Here is a 22,674-nt window from a genome sequence, read left to right as displayed (position 1 = left end):
CAGAACATAGAAAAAGAAAGCTCTCTCACCATGGTCACCAAAAAACCCAAGGGCCTCGGACGCGGCCTTGAAGCCCTGCTGGGCCCCAAGGTAAGCGAAGCCTCCGAGCAGGCCCTGGCGGCCGATGCCGGCCTGCCCAACACGCTGATGCTGGCCGAGATGGTGCCCGGCATGTACCAGCCGCGCACGCGCATGGACGAGGGCGCGCTGTACGAGCTGGCCGAGAGCATCAAGGTGCAGGGCATCATGCAGCCCATCCTGGTGCGGCGCCTGGCCGATGGCGAGAACGCCGGCAAGTACGAAATCATCGCCGGCGAGCGGCGCTTCCGTGCCGCGCGCCTGGCGGGCCTGGACCGCGTGCCGGTGCTGGTGCGCGACGTCCCCAACGAGGCCGCCGCCGCGATGGCGCTGATCGAGAACATCCAGCGCGAAGACCTGAACCCGCTCGAAGAGGCCCATGGTCTGCAGCGCCTGGTCAAGGAGTTCGGCCTCACGCACGAGCTGGCCGCCCAGGCTGTGGGCCGCTCGCGCAGCGCCGCGAGCAACCTGCTGCGCCTGTTGAACCTGGCCGAGCCGGTGCAGACCATGCTCATGGCCGGCGACATCGACATGGGCCATGCGCGCGCGCTGCTGTCGCTGGACCGTGCGGCGCAGATCACGGCCGGCAACCAGATCGCGGCCAAGAAGCTCTCGGTGCGCGAGGCCGAGGCCCTGGTCAAGAAGATCGGTGCCGAGTTCAGCCTCATGCCGCAAAAGCCCCAGAAGGAAAAATCGCGCGACCTGCGGCGCGTGGAAGAAGAGCTGTCCGACCTGCTCATGGCCGAGGTCGAGGTGCGCGTGAAAAAGCGCGTGAAGCGGGCAGGGCGTGTGGAAGACATGGGTGAGCTGGCGATCCAGTTCGGCTCCATCGAAGAACTCAACGGCCTGATCGAGCGCCTGCGCGGCTGAGAAAACTCTTCTGGCGTCGTTCCTGCGTCTGGTCGTACACCCGTACCGCCTGCGACGCAGCGCCTGGCCAGAACCGCTTCGCTGAGTTTTGTTGTCCGCTCTGGGCGGTGCCTGTTCAGGGCGCACGGAGCCCTCTGGCACGGGGCCACGTGACAAAGTGCACACAATCGTGCCGCGGCGGCTTGCACAGGCGTGTTGCGGTGCGCCATGCCGGCCTACACTGCGCTCCATTCCATCCCGGGGCATGTGCACCGGGGGAGTTCTGGAGAGCCCCATGTCCCGCGCACACCGCCCGCCGTTCCCTGCCGTCCTGGCCACAGGATGGTGCCTGCCGGGCGTGGCCATTTGCGCCATTTGCGCGCAGACTGTGCGCCTGGTCGTCTCCGGCACCGCCCATTCCCAGCAAGGCCTTTTCGGCCTGTAATGTATATGCCACTGCGCCTGCTGCCCTGGCCCCTTCCCGCGCTGCTGGCGTGGGCGGGAGCATGGCTGCTGTACCTCAGCCTGCAGCGGGCCGTGCCCCCCATGGCGGCGCTGGTGGCCGCCTGCCTGCTGGGCACGGCTGCGAGCCTGCTGGGTGCCAGCTGGTGGCGCCGCGCGCTGATTGCGCTGGGCTTTCCGCTGTCGCTGGCGATCACCGGCCTGGCCAGCCTGCCGGCCTGGGCCTGGCTGGTGCCGCTGGCCCTGCTGCTGGCGGTCTACCCCCTCAATGCCTGGCGTGACGCGCCCATCTTCCCCACGCCGCGCCATGCGCTGCAGGCGCTGGCGGTACAGGTTTCCCTGGCGCCGGGCGCCCGGGTGCTTGACGCCGGCTGCGGCCTGGGCGATGGCCTCATCGCGCTGCGCCACGCCTATCCCGATGCACGCATGGAGGGCCTGGAATGGAGTTGGCCACTGCGCCTGGCCTGCGCGCTGCGCTGCCCCTGGGCCAAGGTGCGCCGTGGCGACATGTGGCAGGCCGACTGGAGCGGCTACCAGATGGTCTACCTGTTCCAGCGCCCCGAGAGCATGGCCCGCGCCGCCGCCAAGGCCCAGGCCGAGATGGCGCCCGGCTCCTGGCTGGTGAGCCTGGAGTTCGCCGTGCCCGGCCTGCTGCCCCGTGCCCAGCTGCGTGCACCGGGCGGTCGGGTGGTGTGGATCTACCGCCTGCCCTTGCTGACTGAAAAGGGGGCCTGAAATGCACCGCTACAACTGTTTTCCCCAGCCCTTGTCGGTTACAGAAAAGATACATCCTTTTGCTACATTGCGCCCTGGCTTCAGAGCACACAAGAACCAAGAAATTCACAGCCACAAGGGGCTTGCAGCCGCAACCGCGAGGACCAGCGCCAGGAGGGAGCGCGAGGTCCTGCACAGCTTTCCTTGTCCGGTCGACAACCTCCATCGCAATCAGCATGCCGCGTTCGGCACCCCCATGGGTGTCTGCCGCCGCGTTGCTGTAGCAGGGGCGCGTCGCCGGGGTTTTCTGGTGAACACCCGAATCATTTGCAAGGAGTATTCATGACCATTCGACCCCAATTGCGTCCCCGCCTTCTGTGGGTGCTGGCGCTCAGCGCCGCCCTCACGGGCTGCGCGACGATGCAGAGCCATGACAAGCTCGCCAGCGACGTGCAGGGCGCCGGCCGCAGCGGTGGCATTCCCGCCGCCATCGCACAGCTCGAATCCACGGCCAAGACCGAGGACGAGAAGACCGCGCTGCTCTTCAACATGGAGCGCGGCGAGCTGCTGCGCATGGACCGCCGCTACGCGGACAGCACGAACGCCTTCCTGCTGGCCGACGTGAAGGTCAAGGAATGGGAAGACACGGCCAAGAGCAACCCGCAAAAGCTCATGGGCACCGTGGGCGCGGCGCTGATCAGCGAGCGCCTGAAGGCCTATGAAGGCCAGGACTACGAGAAGGTCTGGCTGACCACGCGACTGGCCCTGAACCGCGTGGCCGTGGGCGACGTGGAGAACGCCCGCGTGGACATCAAGCGCACCCATGAGCGCGAAGCCATCATTGCCGAGTTCCGCTCCAAGGAAACCGTGGCGGCCGAGCAGGAAGCCAAGTCCAAGGGCGCCACCTCGGGCGGCAAGGAGCTCAACGGCTACCCCGTCGAGACCTTCAACGACCCTGAAGTGCTGGCCCTGAAGAACGGCTACCAGAACGCCCTGAGCCACTACCTGGCCGGCTTCCTGTACGAGATGCTCAATGAGCCGGGCCTGGCCGCGCCAGGCTACCGCAAGGCCATCGAGCTCAAGCCCGAGACCGGCGTGCTCGAAGAAGGCCTGCGCGGCCTGGACAGCCGCACCAGCTTCACCTGGAAGCGCCGCCAGCGCATGACCGACGTGCTGTTCGTGGTCGAGGCCGGCGACGCCCCTGCGCGCAAGCCCCGCGCCTTCACCCTGCCGGTGCCCGTGGGCAGCCGCTGGACCACGGTGAGCGTTTCCTACCCTGTGATCGAGCCCTCGCGCGACACGCCGCTGACCAACCTGTCGGCCGCCGGCACGGACTTCAAGCTCGAAAAAGTGGTTGACGTGAACGTGATGGCACGCCGCGCCCTGAAGGACGAAATGCCCGGCATGGTGCTGCGCGGCTTCACCCGCGCCGTCGCCAAGGGCGTGCTGCAGGACCAGTTGCAAAAGAAGGGCGGCCTGCTGGGCGGCATCGTGGGTGCCGTGGCAGCCTCGGCCACCGAACAGGCTGACGACCGCATGTGGCGCATGCTGCCCGGCCGTGTATACGTGGCCCGTGGCTACCTGCCACCCGGAGAGCACACCATCACCATCAACGGCCGCGCACTGCCGCAGCCCGTGAAGATCGACGGCCAATACGCCCTGGTGCCCCTGCGCCTGTACGAGAACAGCGTGATCATGGGCGACGTGGCATCGGTCGGCCAGCTGGCCGCAACGGCCTCTACTGCCGCCGTGGCACCAGCGGTCGACGTGCCTTCCTCGTCCACCAAGACGATCTCCACGACGACGACCACCAAGACAACCACCACCAACCGCACGCGGCCTGCGGCCAAGCCCGCGGCAGCGCCCGTGACCCCGGCCAAGAACTGAACCGAAGACCGTTTTCCAAGGAGCCTTACCCATGACTATCCGCACCCACCTGACCGCCATCGGCGTCGCCGTGATGGCACTGACCGGCGCTGCGGCCCACGCCCAGCTGCACGACCCTGCGACCCCCATCGCCGTGGCCTCCAAGGTGGCGTTGCGCGGCGAAGCCAACAGCATCGCCGTGCGCGAGATGCGCATCGTGCGCACCAACGAGATCCTGGTGGTGCAGGCCGATATGGCCAACATGGGCCGCACCGACCGCACCGTGTTCTACCGCTTCAAGTGGCTGGACCAGGTGGGCAACCAGGTGGGTGACGGAGAGTCTTGGAAGCAGATGAGTGTGCTGGGCCTGGGCCAGCAGACCGTCAAGAGCGTAGCCCCCACCAGCGCCGCAGTCGACCTGCGCCTGGAAATGAACGTAGAACCGCGCTGAACACCGCAGCGCCGACCGGAGAAAACACCATGCAACGCAACAGCAGCATCCAGCGCACCGCGCTCGTCCTGGCCTTCGCGGCCAGCACTCTGGCCCTCTCGGCCTGCCAGAACCTGTCCTCGCCCACCGTGCGCTTTGACCGCCAGGTCAACTACGGCGACGCCAAGGCCGTGGAACTGGTGACCAACGAGTTCGGCTCCACCGACCTGCAGATGATCGCCGAGAAGATGACCGGTGGCCTGCTCGAAACGGGCATCTTCCAGGGCCGCCCCACGGTGACCATCTCCACCGTGAAGAACAAGACCAGCGAGTACATCGACACCACCAACGTGATGAACTCGATCCAGACCTCGCTGGTCAAGTCCGGCAAGGTGCGCTTCGTGCGCTCCATCAACGAGATGCAGCAGGGCGTGGACGAGCTGCAGCGCCAGAACCAGAGCGGCCTGTACAAGCAGGGCACCACCGCCAAGGTCGGCCAGATGACGGCCGCCAAGTACAGCATGGAAGGCGAGCTGACCAGCATCGTCAAGCAGAGCAACTCCACCAAGGACGTGTACTACAAGTTCACGCTCAAGCTGTTCGACGTGCAGGAAGGCACCGTGGAATGGCAGGACGAAAAAGAAATCCGCAAGACCAGCAAGCGCTGATCGACCACGGCACTGAAAGGACTTCACCATGCAACGCAGAACCACCCTCGCGGCCGCACTGTCCGTGCTGGCCGTCACCGCCTTGACCTGGAGCGCTGGCGCCCAGGCCCAGAACGCCGCCCCCAAGATCGCCGTGACCGACCTGGCCTATGCCCAGCAGGTCTCGGAATACTTCGTGGCCGGCGCCTACCAGCGCAGTGCCCAGATGAGCGCCGGTGGCAGCGCCAGCCACGGCATGTACGGCGGCTCGGGCAGCCACTCCATGCAGGCCTCCGAGCAGGCCAGCGGCACCTACGTGGCCGGCCGCTACAGCTACATCGAGCAGCGCGAGCTGGGTGGCTACACCAACGACATCAAGGGCGCCCTCCTGCAGGGCACCTACTTCCGCCTGGTGCAGGGCAAGGGCTTTGATGCCGGCAAGCCGCAGAACAGCAAGGCCGAGCAGGTGCTCAACCAGGTGCAGACCGGCAAGATGGCCGCACCCCAGGCGCAGAACCAGGTGGCCAACGTGACCGCCCGCATCAAGAAGGGCGAATTCGCCGGTGCCGACTACGTGCTCTTCGGCGTGGTCTCCAGCATCAACTTCACCGATGCGCTCTCGCCCCTGCAGGGCACGAGCAGCGCCACGCGCCAGTATGGCCTGCAGCTCCTGGCCGACTTCTCGCTGATCAACACCCGCACCTACGAGATCAAGGCCGCCTTCTCCGCGCAGGGCGAAGGCAACGACACCAAGATCCTGTCCAACCGCGGCGACATCGCTCCGCCCAACCGGGCCAAGGTGATCAGCGAAACCTCGCGCAGCCTGGCGCAGAGCGTGTACGAACAGCTGGCCGGCCAGCTGGGCTACACCGACGCCCATCTGGCGCGCGGCGTGCGCCCACCACCACCGCCCGTGGTCTACCAGGGCGGCGGCCAGCCCATGCCCGTGCCCCAGCAGCCCGACCAGGTGCTGATCCTCAAGTGAGCTTGGCGGGTTCCCTGCAACCATGATGGGCCGCATGCGTCCCGCCCTGAAGGCCAGCCTCGCGCTGGCCTTTTTCGTGGCCTGCTGCGCGGCGCCGCCGGGGCCGCAGGCGGCTGCGGATGCCGCCGCCTTCGCGCCCTACCCACTGCCCGGGGCGGGAGAGGCGCGCGTGCAAGCCCTGCTGCGGCCCGCGCGCACCGCGCCGCTGCGCTACCGCGTGATCGTGGTGCCCGGCTCGGGCTGCACCGGCATGGGGCCGCTGGCCGACCGCTACTTTGCCGGCCTGCTGCATGCCGAGGTGCTGGTGCTGCACAAGCCGGGCGTGGCACCCGGTGCGCGCACGGCGGCCGGTGCCTGCGCTGCCGATTTCGTGCAGACCGACCGCCTGTCTGCCTGGCGCGACCATGCCCGCGCAGCGCTGCGTGCCGACGCCCGGGAGCGCCAGGCGCAGGGTCTGCCCTCTTTGCCGCATTTGCTGGTCGGCATCTCTGAAGGTGCCGAACTGCTGCCCACCCTCGCGCCCGAGGTGCCCCACCTGGCAGGTCTGGTGCTGCTGTCTTCCAGCGGGCTCGACCCGCGCGAAGCGGGTTCCCTGCAGGCGCAGCGTCTGGGTGCCGCAGCCGACTGGGAGGCCTTGGGCCGCCAGCAGGCCGGCGGCCAGCCCGACAGCACGCTGGCGCAGGGCCGCAGCCTGGGCTACTGGCGCGACCTGTGGCGCTGGCCGCTGGCCCGGCCCCTGCACGAGGGGCCCTGGCCCGTGCTGCAGGTGTGGGGCGGTGCCGATGCGCTGGTGCCGCCGGCCGCTTTCGAGCAAGGTGCTCGGCTGGCTGTGGGCCGTACGGCGCCCTGGTGTGCACGGGAAATTCCGGGTGCCGACCATGGGCTGCAGAGCCCGGGCCGCGACGGCGTGCAGCAGCTGTGGGCCTGGCTCGAGCAGTGGGCGCGCGACCCGCAACAGGGCCTGTGCACGCCCCTGTCGCGCTGACGGAATCTCAGGGCACGGTGTAGATCAGCTGGAACTTGCCGTTGTTCAGCATGTCCGCCAGGCTGGTGCCGTAGCCCAGGAAAAACTGCGTGCCGCGCAGGCCGCTCACGTTGACCAGCTCCAGGATGGGCACGGTCTGGGCAGCGGTCAGCGTGCCCTGCCATGCCGGTGCGGGCGTCGAGGCGCCGTTGAACAGCGTCCAGCCCTGCGGCGACAGCACCGCCAGGCCCACGCCCGGCACGGCGGCCACCACATAGACCACACCGCCCTGGCCCACGTCGCCCGATGCGGGCTGCACGCGCCCGGTCAGCCGCAGCGACTGCACCGTGCCTTCGGTCGTGCCTGAAAAGCTGGCTGGTGTGGTGGGCCCGGTGCCCGCTGCCGGCGGTACGCGCCCGCTGTCGGCGCTGAAGCCCGCGCGCGCGGCGATGGGCGACAGGTCCACCGCCTCGAACGCCGTGTGCGGCACGGTCTGCACCTGGGAGATGGTCGCGTCCTGCCACAGGCGGCTCGGGTCGCCCGTGATGTACATGTCCGAGCCGCCGTCGGCGATGTACATGCCATAGCGCTTGAGCGCGTTGAGGATGGCCTTGGCCTGCGCCGTGTAGCTGTCCGGCACCACATAGTCGGCGCGCAGGCGGAACAGCTGGCCCATGGGCGGCTTGGCGGCCGAGGCATCGCCGTTGCGCGTGAGGTGGCGCGCCGGCCAGGTATAGCTTGTGCGGATCTTGCTGCTCTGGATGGTGAAGCGCAGCGCGTGCTGTATCTCGCCGGTGCTGGCCTCGTCGGCGCGCAGCAGCAGCGGGAAAATCGGAAAGCCCGCCGCGTCGGACGAGGTCCAGCCCGCAGGGCGCAGCGCGTTCGAGCGCAGGTCGAAGGCCGCGCTGCTGTAGATGTCCCAGCCGCCATCGGGCCGGGCATAGCTCAGGTAGCTCTCCCACAGCGTGCAGGTGTCGGTGTCCACGCTGAGGATGTGGTGGTCGTTGTAGACCGCCTTGTTGCTGCTGATGCCGCCTTCCACCTTGGGCTGCAGCGGGAAGGGCAGGCGTGCGGGGCTGGCGAGGCCTGTGCAGGGCCGCGCCAGGCTGCCGTCGGCGCGCGCGCAATCGCTCTCGTCGGGGGCTCCGTCGGCATCGAAGTAGACCGCGGGCCAGGTGATCTGGCTGCCGCGCACCACGTTGTACGGAATGCCCCAGTACTCGGTGCTGGCCATGTCCTCGCTCTGGCCCAGGTCCAGGTGCAGGCGGCGCGCACTCGGGCTGATGGTCTGCAGGAAGGCCGCCGACTGCGGGTGCACCGGCAACTGGTCGATGCGCGTGTTGAACACATGGTCGGCCGGCAGCACGGGGCAGGGCCCCACGGTGGGCGCGGCCACGGCGGCGCTGGCCAGCAGCGCCAGCGAGGCCAGCAGGGCGAGGGAAGGGCGGGGCATGGCGGTCTCCTGAGATCTCGCATGGATGCTGCCACGCCTGGTTTCCTGCCGCTCGCCCTCAGTTGTAACCGCTGGCAACCGGGCGGAACTGGCTCAGCGGGGGCGGTACATCTTGAACAGCTGTTCCGGGCCCACCGTGAAGTAGTCGGCCGGGCCCCCTGCGCGCAAAATGTGGCCTGCTGCGGCCGTGTCGTAGACACCGTCCTTGAGCAGCGCCTTGTCGATGTGGATGGCCACCACCTCGCCCAGCACCAGCCAGGTCGGCACCTGGGTTCCGTCGAGACCCTGCAATTGCAGGATCTGCGTGCGCCGGCATTCGAAGGCCACAGGGCTCTCGGCCACGCGCGGCGGCGCCACCTGGGTGCTGGCCTGCGGCGTGAGCCCTGCCAGCTGGAACTCGTCGACCTCGGGCGGCACCGCCGCGCAGCTCTGGTTCATGGCCTCGGCCAGGCTGCGCGTGGCCAGGTTCCAGACGAATTCACCCGTGTCCTCGACATTGCGCACCGTGTCCTTGTAGCCGATGCTCGCAAAGCCCACGATGGGCGGCACGTAGTTGAAGGCGTTGAAGAAGCTGTAGGGCGCCAGGTTCAGCGCACCAGCGGCGCTCTGCGTCGAAATCCAGCCGATAGGGCGCGGCCCGACGATGGCGTTAAACGGGTCGTGCGGCAGGCCATGGCCGTTGCGCGGCTCGTAGCTGTGGATGGAAGAGGGGGCGGGTGTGGCCATGGGGCAGGGCAGAGTGGGAGGGGCGGAACCGCCACCATACGTGAAGCGCGTCGAGTGTGCACGGCCGGGGTTGATGGCGGGCAGGGAGAACAGTCGGCAGATCGTTGGGGCTATACGGCAGCATGAGAGAAATTTGCATTTTCGATAGCGGCCGGGCCACCTGTTGACTCGCGTTCGTCCCTTCGCGCCGCGCTGGACTGTAATCACCAGGAGCTGCCGAACTACTTCGCCCGCACCTTGCGCGTGCCCATACTGCAGCGCTCGGGCCAAGCCATGGTCCAGCCTCGGGCTCTGCTGTGCTGGGCGACTATTTCAATGTTCCCAGGGGCATCAACCGTGTCACCTGGAGCCAGGCACTCCCGCAGAGTCGCGCAGCCGCAGCGTGGGCGCGAGCCGCACGGTCTGGCGGCGCGCGCCAGGGTCCGCAATGCGCCGGGCCAGCAGGCGGACAGCCCGGGTGCCGAGCTCTTCCACCGGCTGCGCCATGACCGTCAGGCGTGGAGAAAAGACGTCAGCCCAGTCGAAGTCGTCAAAGCCAACCAGCGAAATGTCGTCGGGAACGCTCAGCCCCGCAGAGCGCAAGGCCTGCATGGCGCCAATCGTCATCAGGTTGTTGCCGGTCATCAGGGCGGTGGGGCGCTGGTCCAGTGACAGCAGGTGGTGGACGGCCGCGCAGGCCGGCCCAGACCGCGACTCGCCGCTCTGGACCAGGGCGGGGTCGAAAGCAATGCCTGCCGCCGCCAGCGCGCGGCAGTAGCCTTCGAGCCGTTCCGTCGTCGTGGACAGACCCGGTGCACCCGACACCAATGCAATGCGCCTGTGGCCCAGCCCGATGAGGTGCTCCACCAGGGTCTGGGCCGCATCGCGGCTCTCCACGCCAATCTGATCGAACGTGGTCCCCACGAACCGGTCGACCAGGACGGTGGGCACACCCTTGTCGCGCAGGTAGTCGAGTGCGCGGTGCTGCGGCTCGGCGCAGGGCGCAATCACGATGCCGTCGACACGCCTCTCATGCAAGGCCTGCACCACCTTCAACTCGTAGTCCGCATCCTCGTGGGTGTCGGCCAGCAGCATCATCAGGCCTCTTTTTGCGCACTCTGCCTCGATGGCACGCACCACGGCTGCGAAGTAGTGGTTGGACAGTACCGAAATGGCGACCCCCACCGTCCTGGTCGGGGCTCCGGCCAGGGCACGCGCCAGGTGGTTTGGCGAGTAGCCGACCCGGTCGATGGCGTCCAGCACGGCCCGCTCGGTATCGGGGTGCACCTTGCGCGTCTTGTTGATGACGTGCGAGACCGTTGAAGTCGATACCCCTGCGGCCGCCGCGACGGTTTCCATCGTGATCATCATTTCTCCGTTGAGCTCCAACTTCCATCGCCCGTGCTGCCACGCTGTGCTGTGGTGGACAGGCCAGAGGCTTCTTCATCGTATCGCACCCATTCCGGTATTTCTGCACTGAATTGCCGCTGTCCTGCTCCATGCACAGGGGCAGCAGAAGGCCGTGACAAACAGATACCGGAAGCCTGCGGATGCTATGGATTTCCCTAGGTAGCAAGCGCTTGCGCAAGCGCTTGCGCATTACGATAATCGCACACAGCAGGTGTACAGGCAAGGGCCTGCGCATCGCTGAATTGGCACCCGACCACATCCTGGAGACATCCGATGAACTTGAAGCACGCCACCCTGATCGCAACCCTGTTGGCCTCCTCTGGCACGGCGATGGCCGATACGCCGGTCATCGGGCTGATCACCAAGACCGAGACCAACCCCTTCTTCGTGAAGATGAAGGAAGGTGCCGCCGAGGTCGCCAAGGCCAAGGGAGCCAAACTGCTGAGCGGCGCCGGCAAGGCCGATGGCGACAACGCCGGCCAGATCACCGCGATGGAGAACATGATTGGCGCAGGTGCCAAGACCATACTCATCACGCCCAACGACTCCAAGGCCATCCTGCCCGCGATCAAGAAGGCGCGCGACAAAGGGGTGATGGTCATCGCGCTGGACAGCCCGACCGACCCTGCCGATGGCACCGACGCGCTCTTCGCCACCGACAACTACAAGGCCGGCGTGCTGATTGGCCAGTACGCCAAGGCCGCCCTCGCCGCCGGTGCGCAGGGCAAGCCGGTGAAGATCGCAACGCTCGATCTCTTGCCTGGCCACCCCGTCGGTGCGCAGCGGCACAACGGGTTCCTGCAGGGCTTCGGCTTGGCCAGCTACGAGGCAAAGAACAACGAACTGGCCAAGCCCGCAGAGGTGGTGTGCATGGCCGACAGCTTCGGTGACCGCAGCAAGGCCCAGACAGCGATGGAGAACTGCCTGCAGAAGAACCCCGACATCAACCTGGTCTACACCATCAACGAGCCGGCAGCCGCTGGCGCATTCAATGCGCTGCAGAAGGCCGGCAAGGAAAAGGGCGTGATGATCGTCTCCGTGGACGGTGGCTGTGACGGCATCCGGGATGTGGCGGCTGGCAAGATCGCCGCCACCTCGCAGCAGTACCCCCTGAAAATGGCGGCCATGGGGGTGGAGGCCGGCATCGAGTACGCCAAGAGCGGCAAGAAAGTCAGCGGCTACACCGACACCGGCGTAACCTTGATCGCCGGCAAAGCCGTTGCGGGCGTCGACAGCAAGGACGTGAAGACCGGCGCCGACCTCTGCTGGGGCAAGAAGTAGCCATTTGCGCACCAGGCGGCTGCGCGGGGCCGGGTCCCGCCGCGGCGCCTGGCATGCTTGGGCAACACCGCGCCTGTCGGCGCTGCTGCAGCGTTCGGGTTGATGAGAGGCGCCGTGTGCCTGCCTTCAGCCCCCCATCCAGAGGATCATCACGTTGAAAGACAAACTGCCCCCCCTCGGCCAGCTCGGGCCCTTCATCGCGTTGCTGATCGCCTGCACCATCTTCGGCGCCACCACCGACCGCTTTCTCAGTGCCGACAACTTTTCGCTGATCCTGCAGCAGGTCATGGTCGTCGGCGTCATCGCCATTGGCCAGACGTTGATCATCCTGACCGCCGGCATCGACCTGTCGTGCGGCATGATCATGGCGCTGGGCAGCATCGTGATGACCAAGGTGGCCGCCGACTTCGGGCTGCCGCCGTTCCTCGCAGTGCTGGCCGGCATTGCCGTGACGACCTTGTTCGCCCTGCTCAACGGCTTGCTCGTCACGCGCCTGAAGCTGCCGCCGTTCATCGTCACGCTGGGCGTCTTCAACATCGCCTTTGCGATCACGCAGCTGTATTCGGGGGCGCAGACGGTCACCGAGGTGCCTGGGGCCATGACCTGGCTGGGCAGTACCTTCGCCCTCGGCGGCACCAACATCGCGTACGGCACGGTGTTGATGGTGCTGCTGTACCTGGGCGTATGGTTCTGGCTGCGCGAGACGGCGTCGGGCCGGCATGTCTACGCGGTGGGCAACAACCCGGAGGCGACGCGGCTGGTCGGCATTCCGCCAGAGCGCATCATCCTGGGCGTTTATGCCCTGTCCGGGGTGTTCTATGGCATCGCCTCGCTGCTGGCCGTGGCCCGCACCGGCGTGGGCGATCCGAACGCCGGACAGACCGAGGCGCTGGACGCCATCACGGCCGTCGTGCTGGGCGGCACCAGCCTGTTCGGCGGCCGCGGGGTGGTGCTCGGTTCGCTGATCGGTGCCGTGGTGGTGGGGGTGCTGCGCAATGGCCTGACGCTGATGGGCGTGTCGTCGGTGTACCAGATGCTGATCACCGGCATCCTCGTGATCCTGGCGGTCACGGTCGATCAACTGTCGCGCAAAGGAGGCCGCTGATGGCTGCGCAACCCCCCATCGTCATGCGCGCCACGGGCCTGGTCAAGCGCTACGGCCAGGTCACGGCCCTGGACGGCGCCGACTTCGAGCTGCGTGCCGGCGAAATCCTCGCCTTGATCGGCGACAACGGTGCCGGCAAGTCCTCCCTGATCAAGTGCCTGTCGGGCGCGACCATTCCCGATGCCGGCGTGATCGAGCTCGACGGCAAGCCGGTGCAGTTCAAGGGTCCGGTCGATGCGCGCCGCGAAGGCATCGAAACCGTATACCAGGACCTGGCCGTTGCCCCCGCGATGACGATTGCCGAAAACCTCTTCCTGGGCCGCGAACTGCGCCGTGCAGGCTTCCTGGGCAATGTGCTGCGCATGCTCGACAAGAAGCGGATGCTGGAAGAAAGCATTGCGCGCATGAACGACCTGAAGGTCGGTATCCGCTCGATGACGCAGGCGGTCGAAACCCTGTCCGGCGGGCAGCGGCAATGCGTGGCCGTGGCGCGCGCGGCAGCCTTTGCCGAGCATGTGGTGATCCTCGACGAGCCGACCGCAGCGCTGGGCGTCAAGGAAGGCAACATGGTGCTGGAGCTGATCCGCCGCGTGCGCGACAGGGGCCTTGCGGTGGTGCTGATCTCGCACAACATGCCCCATGTTTTCGAGATCGCCGACCGCATCCACGTCGCGCGCCTGGGCAGGCGAGGTGCCGTGCTCAACCCCAAGGCGGTGACCATGAGCGACACGGTCTCGGTCATGACCGGTGCATTGCCTGCGGAAAAGATCCCGGCCGAATGGCGGGCCTGAAGAATCCATGAACGCATGACGATCCGCACACTTCCCTCCGTCCCGCCCTGCCACCTGGCGCGTGCGCATCAACTCCTCCAGGACGGCCAACGCAAGCTGCTCGGGCTGGTCGGGCCACCAGGCGCCGGAAAATCCCTGCTGGCCATGGCCTTGCAGCAGGCTTTCGCCGATGTCTCGCAGGTGGTTCCCATGGATGGATACCACCTGGCCAATGTGGAGCTTCAACGGCTGGGCCGTGCGGATCGCAAAGGGGCTCCCGACACCTTCGACAGCGCAGGCTATGCCGCCATGCTGCGGCGCCTGCGGGCGCAGCAGCCCGGCGAAGTCGTCTATGCACCGGAGTTCCGGCGCGAGATCGAAGAGCCCATCGCAGGCGCCATCGCCGTGGCGCCGCAGACCCGGCTGGTCATTACCGAAGGCAACTACCTGCTGCTCGACAGCGGCCATTGGGCAGGCGTTGCCGGGCTGCTGGACGAAGTCTGGTACGTCGATGTCGACGACGGCCTGCGCACCCGCCGCCTGACCCAGCGCCATGAAGAGTATGGCCGCAGCCGCGAGGATGCGCTGGCATGGGTCAGCCGCACCGATGAGCCCAACGCGCGCCTGATCGAGGCCACCAGGCCCCGCGCCCACAGGCTGTTTCGCTGGGATGACTGACGCCTGGGCCCGGCGTCGCCCTCAAGCCTGCATGGTGAAGGGCAGGGCCATCGTGTGTGCCTGCGCCCCCAGCCAGGCGCAGAACACATCGAGCCGCGGGTGCGCGGCCCCCGTGCGCCGCAGCGCCAGGTAGTCGTAGCCCGATACGGCGAAACCCAGCGGCGCCACCAGCCGGCCAGCCTGCACGTCGTCCATCACCAGGTGCCAGGGCGCCACGGCGATGCCCAGGCCGCGCACGGCCGCCTCCAGCGTGAAATAGTAGTGCTCGTACACCGGGCCCTGGGCGGTGGCCGCTGCGGGCAGCGCCGTGCCCGCCGATGCGGCCCACATTGCCCAGGCGTTGCGCCGCGAGCGTGTGTGCAGCAGGGGCTGGCCATCCAGATCGGCAGGCGTGCGCGGCATGCCGGTGCGCGCGGCCAGCGCCGGGGCCAGCACCGGCCCCAGGCGCTCGGCGAACAGGGGCAGGGTGGTGGCGCTATCGCGGGGCATGCCCGCGTCCTCGGCGGTGATGAGCAGGTCGCAGCCCTCGCGCGCCGCATCGGTGCCCGTGTCGGTGGTGCGCAGCCGCACCTCGATGCCCGGGTGCTGCGCGTGGAAGTCGAACAGCCGCGGGATCAGCCACTTGACGGTGAAGGTGCTGAAGCAGGCCACGTCGAGCGGGCCGTGGTGGGCGTCGCCCAGGGCGCGCACCGTGTCCTCGATCTGCTGGAAGGCGTGGGTCAGCACCGGCTGCAGCGTGCGCGCCGCGGCCGTCGGCGTGGGCCGGGCCTTGGTCCCGTCGAACAGAGCCAGGCCCAGGTGGTCTTCGAGCTGGCGCACCTGGCGGCTGATGGCGCCGGGCGATACCGACAGCTCCTCGGCTGCAGCCGTCATGCGGCCCAGGCGGGCGGCGGCTTCGAAGGCGCGCAGGGCAGCGAGCGGGGGCAGGCGGTGTTTCATGGCTATGTGATTTGGATGCACATAGGACCGGAGCATAAATCGCTTTTCGGCCGAGGCGGCAGTCGCAACAATTTCGGCTCATCCGACGCAGGCACCCTAGCGCGCGCCGGGCTCATTGTTGATTTTCAGGAACATACCGGCATGCCTTTCATCCACACCCATCTGCCCCAAGCCACCCCAGCCACCGAGCGCGAGGCCATCGTCCAGGCCATCCACCAGGCGCTGGTCGAGGGCATCGGCATGCCCGAGGACGAGCTGTTCAACATGGTCACCGGCTATGCGCCGGGGCAGTTCGCCTTCAGCCGCAGCTTTAATGGCGTGACGCGGTCGGACGCGGTGGTCGTTGTCGAGATCACCCTGCGGCGCGGGCGCAGCGATGCGATGAAGCGCGCGCTGTATGCTGCGATCGCGCACAACCTGCAGGCCATGGCGCACGTGGCCCCGGCCGACGTGTTCATCTTCATGCACGAGAACGATTATTCGGACTGGTCCGTGGGACATGGGCGCTTTGCCATGGCGCTGGTGCAGCAGGTCGGAGCGCCGGGCTGAACACACGGGAATTTTTTTGAACACGACAAACTACCGCTGGCTGGTCATCGCGTCCGTGGTGTTCCCCATACTGGCCGAGGTCACTGAGCGGCTCCTGCTGCCTGAGCTGGTGCCCCAGGGCTTGAGGGACGCTTTCCAGAACTACCTGGAGGAAGACCAGGAGCCGACCATCACGTTGGCGCTGGTCTCGGGGGCGCTGACGGCCCTGGTCGCCATGCTTGCCAGTATCTATGGCCTGCTGCGGTTTCGCCCCTGGGCGCCCGGCTTTGCGTTGTGGTCGGGCCTGGCGATGTGTGTCCTCTTGGTGTTCGGTGGGCCCGTGGTGCTGTCGGGCCTCGCCCACGGATCCTTTGCGTTGGGAAGTGCCCTGTGGGGCGCTGTGATCGCCGTGCCGTACTGTGCGCCGGACATCCGGGCGGCTTTCTGGCCCGAGGGGCTGGCTGCAAAACGATAGGCTGCGAAGTCGCCGCGCAGCGGTGCGCAGGCAGGGACGCTGAACCTACTTCTTGCTCAGCTCCCGGAGTTCCTTCTCCAGCGCGTCCACATTGGCCTGCAGCTCACGCGCGCGCAGCTCGCAGGCGGCGGCTGCGGCCTGCATTTCCGCGGTGATGGCCTGCTCGGAGACGGCCACGGCGGTGTTGGTGCGCGCCTGGGTGCGGCGGGCGGCCCGGTCGCGCTGCTCGGCCGCACAGCGCTGCCGGTGGGTCTGCAGTGCACCGCGCGCTTCGCGGACCAGGCGTTGCTCCAGATCGGTCTTTCGGCGCCAGGTTTCGCCAAAGGCGCCTTCCTTGCGGGGGGGCGGCGCCGTGGCAGCCGCCGGTGTGGCAGGGGCGGATGCGGCACCTGCCGCGGGGGCCGCTGCCGATGCACCCGAGGCCGGGCTGGCCGCAGGGGCTGCGGCGCCGGCAGCGGGCGCGGCGCTGCCTATGCCGCTGCTCGACAGCCGCACCTCGACCTTCTCGCCCTTGCCGCTGCCCGCGCAAGGCGCGTCCTGGAAGGACACCTTGCCATCGGGCCCCGTGCATTTGTTGATGGCCCAGACCGGGGCCGCCAGCGCCAGACAGGCGGTGGCAATGAACAGCTGTCGAACCATGCTTCCCTCTCCCCCGAAACCTTGTGTTGCAGGTTGCCAGTATCGCCGCACCGGGCTTGCTCCATCGCTACTGCTGTTTGAGCGGTTGCCGAAAGTAACCTGGCGGTTGCCACGAACGCGTGGCGCACGGTGGCTGGCAACTTAAGCGGAAGGCGCATAGGCATCGTTCCTGCCGATGAACCAGCTCGGCGGCTGCCCCATGGCTGCCTTGAACATGGCAGAGAACGCGCTTTCGCTGGCATAGCCGCTGGAGGCGGCCACCTGGCCCACCGATTCACCGCGCGCCAGGCGGGGCAGGGCATGGGCCAGCACCGCCTGCTTGCGCCATTGCGCAAAGCCCATGCCGAACTGCGCGTGGAACAACCGGGCCAGGGTGCGTTCGCTGGCGCCGCTGTCGGTGGCCCAATCGTGCAGCGTGGCGTGGCGGCCGGGCGCCTCCAGCACGGCGGTGCACAGGGCGCGCAGGCGCTTGTCGCTGTCGGGCCCGGGCAGGGGCACGCCCAGGGCCAGGCTTTCAGCGTCGCCGATTTCGCCCAGCACCAGCGCGGTCAGGGCTGCCTCGCGCGCGGGGCCGGGCGGCGTTCCGCCCACCGGGTCCAGCGCCGACACCAGTTCGCGCAGCAGCGGCGTCACGGCCATCACACGGCAGACCGCACCATCGGCGGGCACCACGCTGGGGTCGATGTACAGGGTGCGGAACGCAGCCGCCTCCAGCACGGCGATGGCGTGCAGCGCGCCAGGGGCGATCCAGACCGCGCGCGAGGGCGGCACGATGTAGGCAGTCGGTGCGACCGGGGCCACCACGCTCACCTGGATCACGCCGCTGGCGCAGTAGGCCAGTTGCCCCCAGGCGTGGCGGTGCGGCTCGAAATGCGTATCGGCCGGCATGTTGCGCGCACGCACCCGCACCGGGTGTGCAGGGTTGGGGGCGAAAGGGTCCATGTCCCCGAGCGGGGCAACCTGGCTGGTGCGTGCCATCGGGGGCTCCGTGCTTTGTTTTGTATGCGCTGTTGGCGCAAATTCGCCGAAAGCTGTCTTTCCGTCGCATTCCAGAAATCCAGGCGCAATACTACGATGCCGCCATGACCTCTGCCAACCCCACCAGCCCCGTTGCTGCCGTCCCCTTGCGTGCCGACGCCGGGGTGATCGGCCTCGTGGGCATCGCCCACCTCATCAGCCACTACAGCCAGCTCTTGCTGGCGCCGCTGTTCCCGTGGCTCAAGGACGCCTTCCAGGTCGGCTACACCGAACTCGGCTTCCTCATGACCATCTTCTTCGTGGTCTCGTGCGCCGTGCAAGCGGGCTCGGGCTTCGTGGTCGACCGCTTCGGTCCGCGCCCCATCCTGTTCGGCGGCCTGGCGCTGCTGGGCCTGGCCGCGTTCGGCTTTGCGGCCAGCACCAGCTATGGCATGCTGGCTGCGTTCTCGGTGCTCGCGGGCATCGGCAACGGCGTATTCCACCCCGTGGACTACACGCTGCTCAACCGGCGCGTGAGCGCGCCACGCCTGGGCCATGCCTACAGCGTGCACGGCATCACCGGTAGCCTGGGCTGGGCGCTGGCGCCGGCCATGCTGGTGCCGCTGGCGATCGCGTTCTCGTGGCGCGTGGCGCTGGTCTGTGCCGGCGTGCTGGCGTTTGCCGTGCTGCTGGTGCTGCTGTTCAACCGCCGCCACCTCGAACTGCCGGCCCTGCCACCAGCTGCCAAGGTCGGCGCGACCGGCGTGCCAGCGCAAGGCAACTTCGCCTTCCTGCGCATCCCCGCCGTGTGGATGTGCTTTGCGTTCTTCTTCTTCTACGCCGTCTCGCTCAACGTGGTGCAGGCCTTCGCGCCCGAGGCCGCGCGACAACTGCACGCGGTGCCGGTGGCGCTGGCGGCCATGTGCCTCACGGTCTACATGGTGGCCAGCGCGGGTGGCATGGTGCTCGGCGGCTTTCTCGCCGCCGAGCCGAGCCGCTGCGAGCGCATCGTGGGCGTGGGCTTCGGCCTGGCGGCCTGCGTGGCGGTGGCCCTGGCGCTGGCGCATCCGCCCGGCGCCCTGGTGCCCGTGATGTTCGGCGTGATGGGCTTCTGTGCCGGCATCGCCGGCCCCTCGCGCGACCTGCTGGTCAAGCGCTCCACGCCCGAGGGCTCCACGGGCCGTGTCTACGGCATCGTGTACTCGGGGCTGGACATCGGCCAGGCCCTGTCGCCGCTGCTGTTCGGTGTGCTGCTGGACCAGGGCCGCTTCACGGCCGTGCTGCTGGGCCTGGCCGTGGTGCAGGGTGTGCTGATCGCCAGCGCCTTCAATGTGCGCCGCGTGCGACGTACCCTGGCACCCGTGGCCGTCTGACGCCGGGCTGGCCGGCGTCGGCTGTTGCGCGTCAGACCACCGTGCGGTGGCGCGCGATGCAGGTGTCCAGCGTGTCCTCGCCCGTGCGCTGCCACCAGTCCAGCGCCGAGAAGATCTCCACCTCGGCATAGCCCGCGAAGCCCGCAGCCTCGACCCACTGGCGGATCTTCCTGAGCTCGATCACGCCGTCGCCCATCATGCCCCGGTCGCTGAGCAGGTCGCGCGTGGGCAGGCGCCAGTCGCACACATGGTAGGCCAGCAGGCGCTCACGGCCGGCGCGTGCGATCTGCTGCGCGAGCTTGGGGTCCCACCACACGTGGTACACATCCAGGGCCACGCCCAGCGCACCGGTCTTCTGTGCATCGAGCGCATCGCAGATGTCCAGCGCGTGCTCCAGCGTGTTGATGCAGGCGCGGTCGGCCGCCTGCATGGGGTGCAGCGGCTCGATGGCCAGGGGCATGCCCACCTGGCGCGCGTAGTCGAGCGATGCGGCAATGCCGTCGAACACCTCGCCGCGTGCGCGGGCGAGGTCGGTGTAGTGCGGCGTGCCGTCCAGCGCGCCGGGCAGGGCGCCCACCACCAGCACCAGGCAGGCGGCATCGAGCGTCTTGGCTTCGTCGATGGCGCGGCGGTTGTCATCGAGCGCGGCGCGCAGGCCAGCGGCATCGGCCGCCGGGAAGAAGCCGCCGCGGCAATAGCCCGACAGCGCCATGCCGTGGGAGCGCAACTGGCGCGCGGTGGCATCCAGGCCGGCAGCGGCCACCTGGTCGCGCCAGGGGCTGATGGCGCGGATGCCGCGCTCGGCACACTGGTCGATGATGCGCGAAAGCGGCATCTCGGCCCCCTGCTGCTTGCGCACGGTGGCGGTGTTGATCGACAGCCAGCGGTGGTCTTGCGAGAAGTCACGCATGGCGGTCAGGCGCTCACGCCGTGCAATGCCAGCAGGTGGCCCATGCGCTGCACGGCCAGTTCGGGCTGCTCCAGCAGGTCGGCCTGGTCGGCCAGGCGGAACAATTGCGCAAAATGCACCAGCGAGCGCGTGCTCTGCTGCCCACCCACCATGGTGAAGTGGCTCTGGTGCCCGTTGAGCCAGGCCATGAAGACCACGCCCGTCTTGTAAAAGCGCGTGGGCGCCGCGAAGATGTGGCGCGACAGCGGCACCGTGGGCCCCAGGATGGCGTGAAAGCGCGCCGTGTCGCCTGCGGCCAGGGCCGCGAGCGCCGCACTCGCGGCCGGTGCAATGGCGTCGAAGATGCCCAGCAGCGCATCGCTTTGGCCCTGGCGCTTCGCGGCGCCCGCACCATCGCCCGCGATGAGCTCGGCGTAATTGAAGTCGTCGCCCGTGTACATGCGCACGCCCTGGCCGTCGGTGCCGCCCGTGGCGGGCAGGCGGCGGCGCATGGCGATTTCCTTGTCCTTGTCGAGCAGCGAGATCTTGATGCCGTCCACCTTGTCCGGGTGCGCGGCGATCACGGCCAGCGCCGTGTCCATGGCTGCATCCACGTCGCGTGAGCCCCAGTAGCCCGCGAGCGCCGGGTCAAACATGTCGCCCAGCCAGTGCAGCACCACGGGCTGGCGCGCCTGCGACAGGATGCGGTCGTACACGCGCTCGTAGTCGGCAGGGCTCCTGGCCACGCGGGCCAGCGCGCGGCTGGCCATCACGATGAGCTTGCCGCCGAGCTTTTCGATGGCCTCCATCTGCTCCTCGTAGCCGCGGATCACGTCGTCCACCGACCTCACCTCGTCCAGCACCAGGTGGTCCGTGCCGCAGCCCGAGGCCACGAGCGCGCCCGGCCCGAAGTCGCGCGCCGCGTCGAGCGAGCGGCGGATCAGCTCCCGCGAGGTGGGCCAGTCCAGCCCCATGCCGCGCTGCGCGGTGTCCATGGCCTCGGCCACGCCCAGGCCCAGCGACCACAGGCGCTGGCGGTAGGCGATGGTCGCGTCCCAGTCCACGGCGCACTGCAGCCAGGGGTCGATGGCGGCTAGCGGGTTGGCCACCACATGGGCGGCTGAGTAGGCGGTGCGGTTGAACACCGCACCCTGCGGTGGCACGACCGGCGTGCGGCCCTGCAGGGTGTAAGGGGTGATGCGGCCATCGGCCGTGGGCAGGGATAGGCTGAGGGCCATGTGGTGATCGGAGAAAGTGGATAAAAAAGGGATTGCTGCGGCGGGCTCAGCCCTTGAGCGGTGTCACGTCCACCCAGCGGCGCTCCTTCCAGCTCTCCAGGGCCGCCTCCACCAGCTGCACGCCCTTGGCGCCTTCGGGCAGGGTCCAGCGGTAGGGCGCGTCTTCCACCACATGGCGGATGAAGTGCTCCCACTGGATCTTGAAGCCGTTGTCGTAGACCTGCGAATCCGGGATCTCCTGCCACTGGTCGAAGAAGTTCATGGTCTGCTTCTCGTCGGGGTTCCACACCGGGCGCGGCGTGGCCACGCGGCTCTGTGCGCGGCAGCTCGACAGGCCGGCCACGGCCGAGCCGTCGGTGCCGTCCACGTGGAAGGTGACCAGGTCGTCACGCCGTACGCGCGTGGCCCAGCTCATGTTGAGCTGCGCGATCACCGGCTCGCCGTTGTGGCCCGTGAGCTCGCAGGTGGCGTAGGCCGCGTCGTCGGCGGTGGCCTTGTACGGCTGGCCGGCTTCGTCCCAGCGCTGCGGGATGTGCGTGGCGCCGATGCACGAGACCGATTTGACCTCGCCGAACAGGTTGTCCAGCACGTAGCGCCAGTGGCACATCATGTCCAGGATCATGCCGCCGCCGTCTTCACTGCGGTAGTTCCAGCTCGGGCGCTGGATGGGCTGCAGGTCGCCCTCGAAGACCCAATAGCCGAACTCCAGGCGCACACTGAGCATGCGGCCGAAGAAGCCCGCGCGGCGCAGCATGTCGAGCTTGCGCAGGCCGGGCAGGAACAGCTTGTCCTGCACCGCGCCGTGCTTGAGACCCGAGCCCGAGGCCAGGCGCGCGATCTCCACCGCCTCGTTGAGGTTGGTGGCGATGGGCTTTTCGCAGTACACATGCTTGCCCGCGCGGATGGCTTTGGCCAGCAGGGTGGGGCGCATCTGCGTGGTGCCGGCGTCGAAGAACACCGTGTCCTCGGGGTTGGCCAGCGCGGCGTCAAGGTCCGTGCCCCAGCGTGCAATGCCATGCGCCTTGGCCAGCGCCTCCATCTTCTCGGCATTGCGGCCGATGAGGATGGGGTCGGGCATCACGCGGTTGCCGTTGGAAAGCACGACGCCGCCCTGCGCGCGGATGGCGCAGATGGAGCGGATCAGATGCTGGTTCATGCCCATGCGGCCGGTGACGCCGTGCATGATGAGTCCGAGTCGTTGGGTGGCCATGGTGTCGGTCCGTTTCAGTTCAGAAGTTG

At 68.2% G+C, this 22,674-nt stretch carries 23 protein-coding genes; 14 read left to right on the top strand and 9 right to left on the bottom strand.

Annotated features, from left to right (window positions below):
• Positions 1-30 precede the first annotated feature (30 nt).
• The 7 genes from ASE28_RS12610 to ASE28_RS12580 all read left to right on the top strand — a co-directional run bounded on the left by ASE28_RS12610 (position 31) and on the right by ASE28_RS12580 (position 7,016).
• Positions 31-948, top strand: a complete 918-nt coding sequence (locus ASE28_RS12610; RefSeq protein ID WP_057266834.1) for a ParB/RepB/Spo0J family partition protein — start codon at positions 31-33, stop codon at positions 946-948.
• Positions 949-1,371: 423 nt separating this feature from the next.
• Positions 1,372-2,124, top strand: coding sequence for a hypothetical protein (locus ASE28_RS12605; protein WP_057200389.1), 753 nt, complete (start codon positions 1,372-1,374; stop codon positions 2,122-2,124).
• Positions 2,125-2,445: 321 nt separating this feature from the next.
• Positions 2,446-3,990, top strand: a complete 1,545-nt coding sequence (locus ASE28_RS12600; RefSeq protein WP_057266833.1) for a COG3014 family protein — start codon at positions 2,446-2,448, stop codon at positions 3,988-3,990.
• A 31-nt stretch (positions 3,991-4,021) separates the two neighbouring features.
• A complete protein-coding gene (locus tag ASE28_RS12595) occupies positions 4,022-4,420 on the top strand; it encodes a YcfL family protein (RefSeq protein ID WP_057200387.1) in 399 nt (132 codons plus the stop codon).
• 29 nt (positions 4,421-4,449) lie between these two features.
• On the top strand, positions 4,450-5,067 hold the full coding sequence (lpoB, locus tag ASE28_RS12590) for a penicillin-binding protein activator LpoB (protein WP_057200386.1): 618 nt from the start codon (positions 4,450-4,452) through the stop codon (positions 5,065-5,067).
• Between the two features lie 28 nt (positions 5,068-5,095).
• Entirely contained in the window at positions 5,096-6,031 is a 936-nt protein-coding gene (locus ASE28_RS12585; protein WP_057200385.1) for a hypothetical protein, read from the top strand.
• Positions 6,032-6,065: 34 nt separating this feature from the next.
• Positions 6,066-7,016, top strand: a complete 951-nt coding sequence (locus ASE28_RS12580) for an alpha/beta hydrolase (protein ID WP_235516112.1) — start codon at positions 6,066-6,068, stop codon at positions 7,014-7,016.
• Between the two features lie 7 nt (positions 7,017-7,023).
• On the opposite strand, the gene ASE28_RS12575 is transcribed toward ASE28_RS12580, so the two are convergent.
• The 3 genes from ASE28_RS12575 to ASE28_RS12565 all read right to left on the bottom strand — a co-directional run bounded on the left by ASE28_RS12575 (position 7,024) and on the right by ASE28_RS12565 (position 10,521).
• Positions 7,024-8,448 (bottom strand): hypothetical protein, encoded by a 1,425-nt coding sequence (locus tag ASE28_RS12575; RefSeq protein WP_057266831.1) that lies wholly within the window; start codon positions 8,446-8,448, stop codon positions 7,024-7,026.
• Positions 8,449-8,541: 93 nt separating this feature from the next.
• On the bottom strand, positions 8,542-9,174 hold the full coding sequence (locus ASE28_RS12570; RefSeq protein WP_057266830.1) for a flavin reductase family protein: 633 nt from the start codon (positions 9,172-9,174) through the stop codon (positions 8,542-8,544).
• A 339-nt stretch (positions 9,175-9,513) separates the two neighbouring features.
• Entirely contained in the window at positions 9,514-10,521 is a 1,008-nt protein-coding gene (locus ASE28_RS12565) for a LacI family DNA-binding transcriptional regulator (protein ID WP_200963939.1), read from the bottom strand.
• Between the two features lie 315 nt (positions 10,522-10,836).
• Between ASE28_RS12565 and ASE28_RS12560 the strand changes: the two genes are divergently transcribed.
• The 4 genes from ASE28_RS12560 to ASE28_RS12545 all read left to right on the top strand — a co-directional run bounded on the left by ASE28_RS12560 (position 10,837) and on the right by ASE28_RS12545 (position 14,397).
• Positions 10,837-11,844, top strand: coding sequence for a sugar ABC transporter substrate-binding protein (locus tag ASE28_RS12560; protein WP_057266829.1), 1,008 nt, complete (start codon positions 10,837-10,839; stop codon positions 11,842-11,844).
• A 145-nt stretch (positions 11,845-11,989) separates the two neighbouring features.
• The gene (locus ASE28_RS12555) at positions 11,990-12,949 is read left to right on the top strand and encodes an ABC transporter permease (protein WP_057266828.1); all 960 of its coding nucleotides are present in this window, start codon (positions 11,990-11,992) and stop codon (positions 12,947-12,949) included.
• Entirely contained in the window at positions 12,949-13,740 is a 792-nt protein-coding gene (locus tag ASE28_RS12550; protein ID WP_057266827.1) for an ATP-binding cassette domain-containing protein, read from the top strand. Before ASE28_RS12555 ends, ASE28_RS12550 begins: the two co-directional genes overlap by 1 nt.
• Positions 13,741-13,755: 15 nt before the next feature.
• The gene (locus ASE28_RS12545) at positions 13,756-14,397 is read left to right on the top strand and encodes a nucleoside/nucleotide kinase family protein (RefSeq protein WP_057200378.1); all 642 of its coding nucleotides are present in this window, start codon (positions 13,756-13,758) and stop codon (positions 14,395-14,397) included.
• 21 nt (positions 14,398-14,418) lie between these two features.
• On the opposite strand, the gene ASE28_RS12540 is transcribed toward ASE28_RS12545, so the two are convergent.
• Positions 14,419-15,336: a LysR substrate-binding domain-containing protein gene (locus tag ASE28_RS12540; RefSeq protein ID WP_057266826.1), complete on the bottom strand. Its 918-nt coding sequence runs from the start codon at positions 15,334-15,336 to the stop codon at positions 14,419-14,421.
• Positions 15,337-15,477: 141 nt separating this feature from the next.
• Here ASE28_RS12540 and ASE28_RS12535 point away from each other — a divergent pair, with 141 nt between their 5' ends.
• Positions 15,478-15,885, top strand: a complete 408-nt coding sequence (locus ASE28_RS12535) for a tautomerase family protein (protein ID WP_057200376.1) — start codon at positions 15,478-15,480, stop codon at positions 15,883-15,885.
• Positions 15,886-15,901: 16 nt separating this feature from the next.
• A complete protein-coding gene (locus ASE28_RS12530; RefSeq protein WP_057200375.1) occupies positions 15,902-16,339 on the top strand; it encodes a hypothetical protein in 438 nt (145 codons plus the stop codon).
• Positions 16,340-16,384: 45 nt separating this feature from the next.
• Here the strand turns inward: ASE28_RS12530 and ASE28_RS12525 are convergent, their stop codons facing one another.
• Together ASE28_RS12525 and ASE28_RS12520 are read right to left on the bottom strand one after the other, a co-directional pair.
• A complete protein-coding gene (locus ASE28_RS12525) occupies positions 16,385-16,978 on the bottom strand; it encodes a DUF4124 domain-containing protein (protein ID WP_057266825.1) in 594 nt (197 codons plus the stop codon).
• Between the two features lie 141 nt (positions 16,979-17,119).
• A complete protein-coding gene (locus ASE28_RS12520) occupies positions 17,120-17,956 on the bottom strand; it encodes a helix-turn-helix domain-containing protein (RefSeq protein ID WP_057266824.1) in 837 nt (278 codons plus the stop codon).
• 104 nt (positions 17,957-18,060) lie between these two features.
• Here ASE28_RS12520 and ASE28_RS12515 point away from each other — a divergent pair, with 104 nt between their 5' ends.
• The gene (locus ASE28_RS12515; protein WP_057267286.1) at positions 18,061-19,308 is read left to right on the top strand and encodes an MFS transporter; all 1,248 of its coding nucleotides are present in this window, start codon (positions 18,061-18,063) and stop codon (positions 19,306-19,308) included.
• Positions 19,309-19,339: 31 nt separating this feature from the next.
• Here ASE28_RS12515 and ASE28_RS12510 read toward each other — a convergent pair whose 3' ends face one another.
• The 3 genes from ASE28_RS12510 to ASE28_RS12500 are packed head-to-tail and all read right to left on the bottom strand — an operon-like array spanning position 19,340 to position 22,645.
• Positions 19,340-20,218 carry a sugar phosphate isomerase/epimerase gene (locus tag ASE28_RS12510; protein ID WP_057266823.1) on the bottom strand — a complete coding sequence of 293 codons (879 nt, stop codon included), beginning with the start codon at positions 20,216-20,218 and terminating at the stop codon, positions 19,340-19,342.
• Between the two features lie 5 nt (positions 20,219-20,223).
• Entirely contained in the window at positions 20,224-21,435 is a 1,212-nt protein-coding gene (locus ASE28_RS12505) for a dihydrodipicolinate synthase family protein (RefSeq protein ID WP_057266822.1), read from the bottom strand.
• A gap of 46 nt (positions 21,436-21,481) precedes the next feature.
• The gene (locus tag ASE28_RS12500) at positions 21,482-22,645 is read right to left on the bottom strand and encodes a Gfo/Idh/MocA family protein (protein WP_057266821.1); all 1,164 of its coding nucleotides are present in this window, start codon (positions 22,643-22,645) and stop codon (positions 21,482-21,484) included.
• Positions 22,646-22,674 lie beyond the last annotated feature (29 nt).

Source organism: Acidovorax sp. Root219, assembly GCF_001428665.1.
GTDB lineage: Bacteria > Pseudomonadota > Gammaproteobacteria > Burkholderiales > Burkholderiaceae_C > Acidovorax.
Note: the sequence above shows the minus strand (reverse complement) of the source record. Positions and strands in the feature narration are given on the sequence as shown.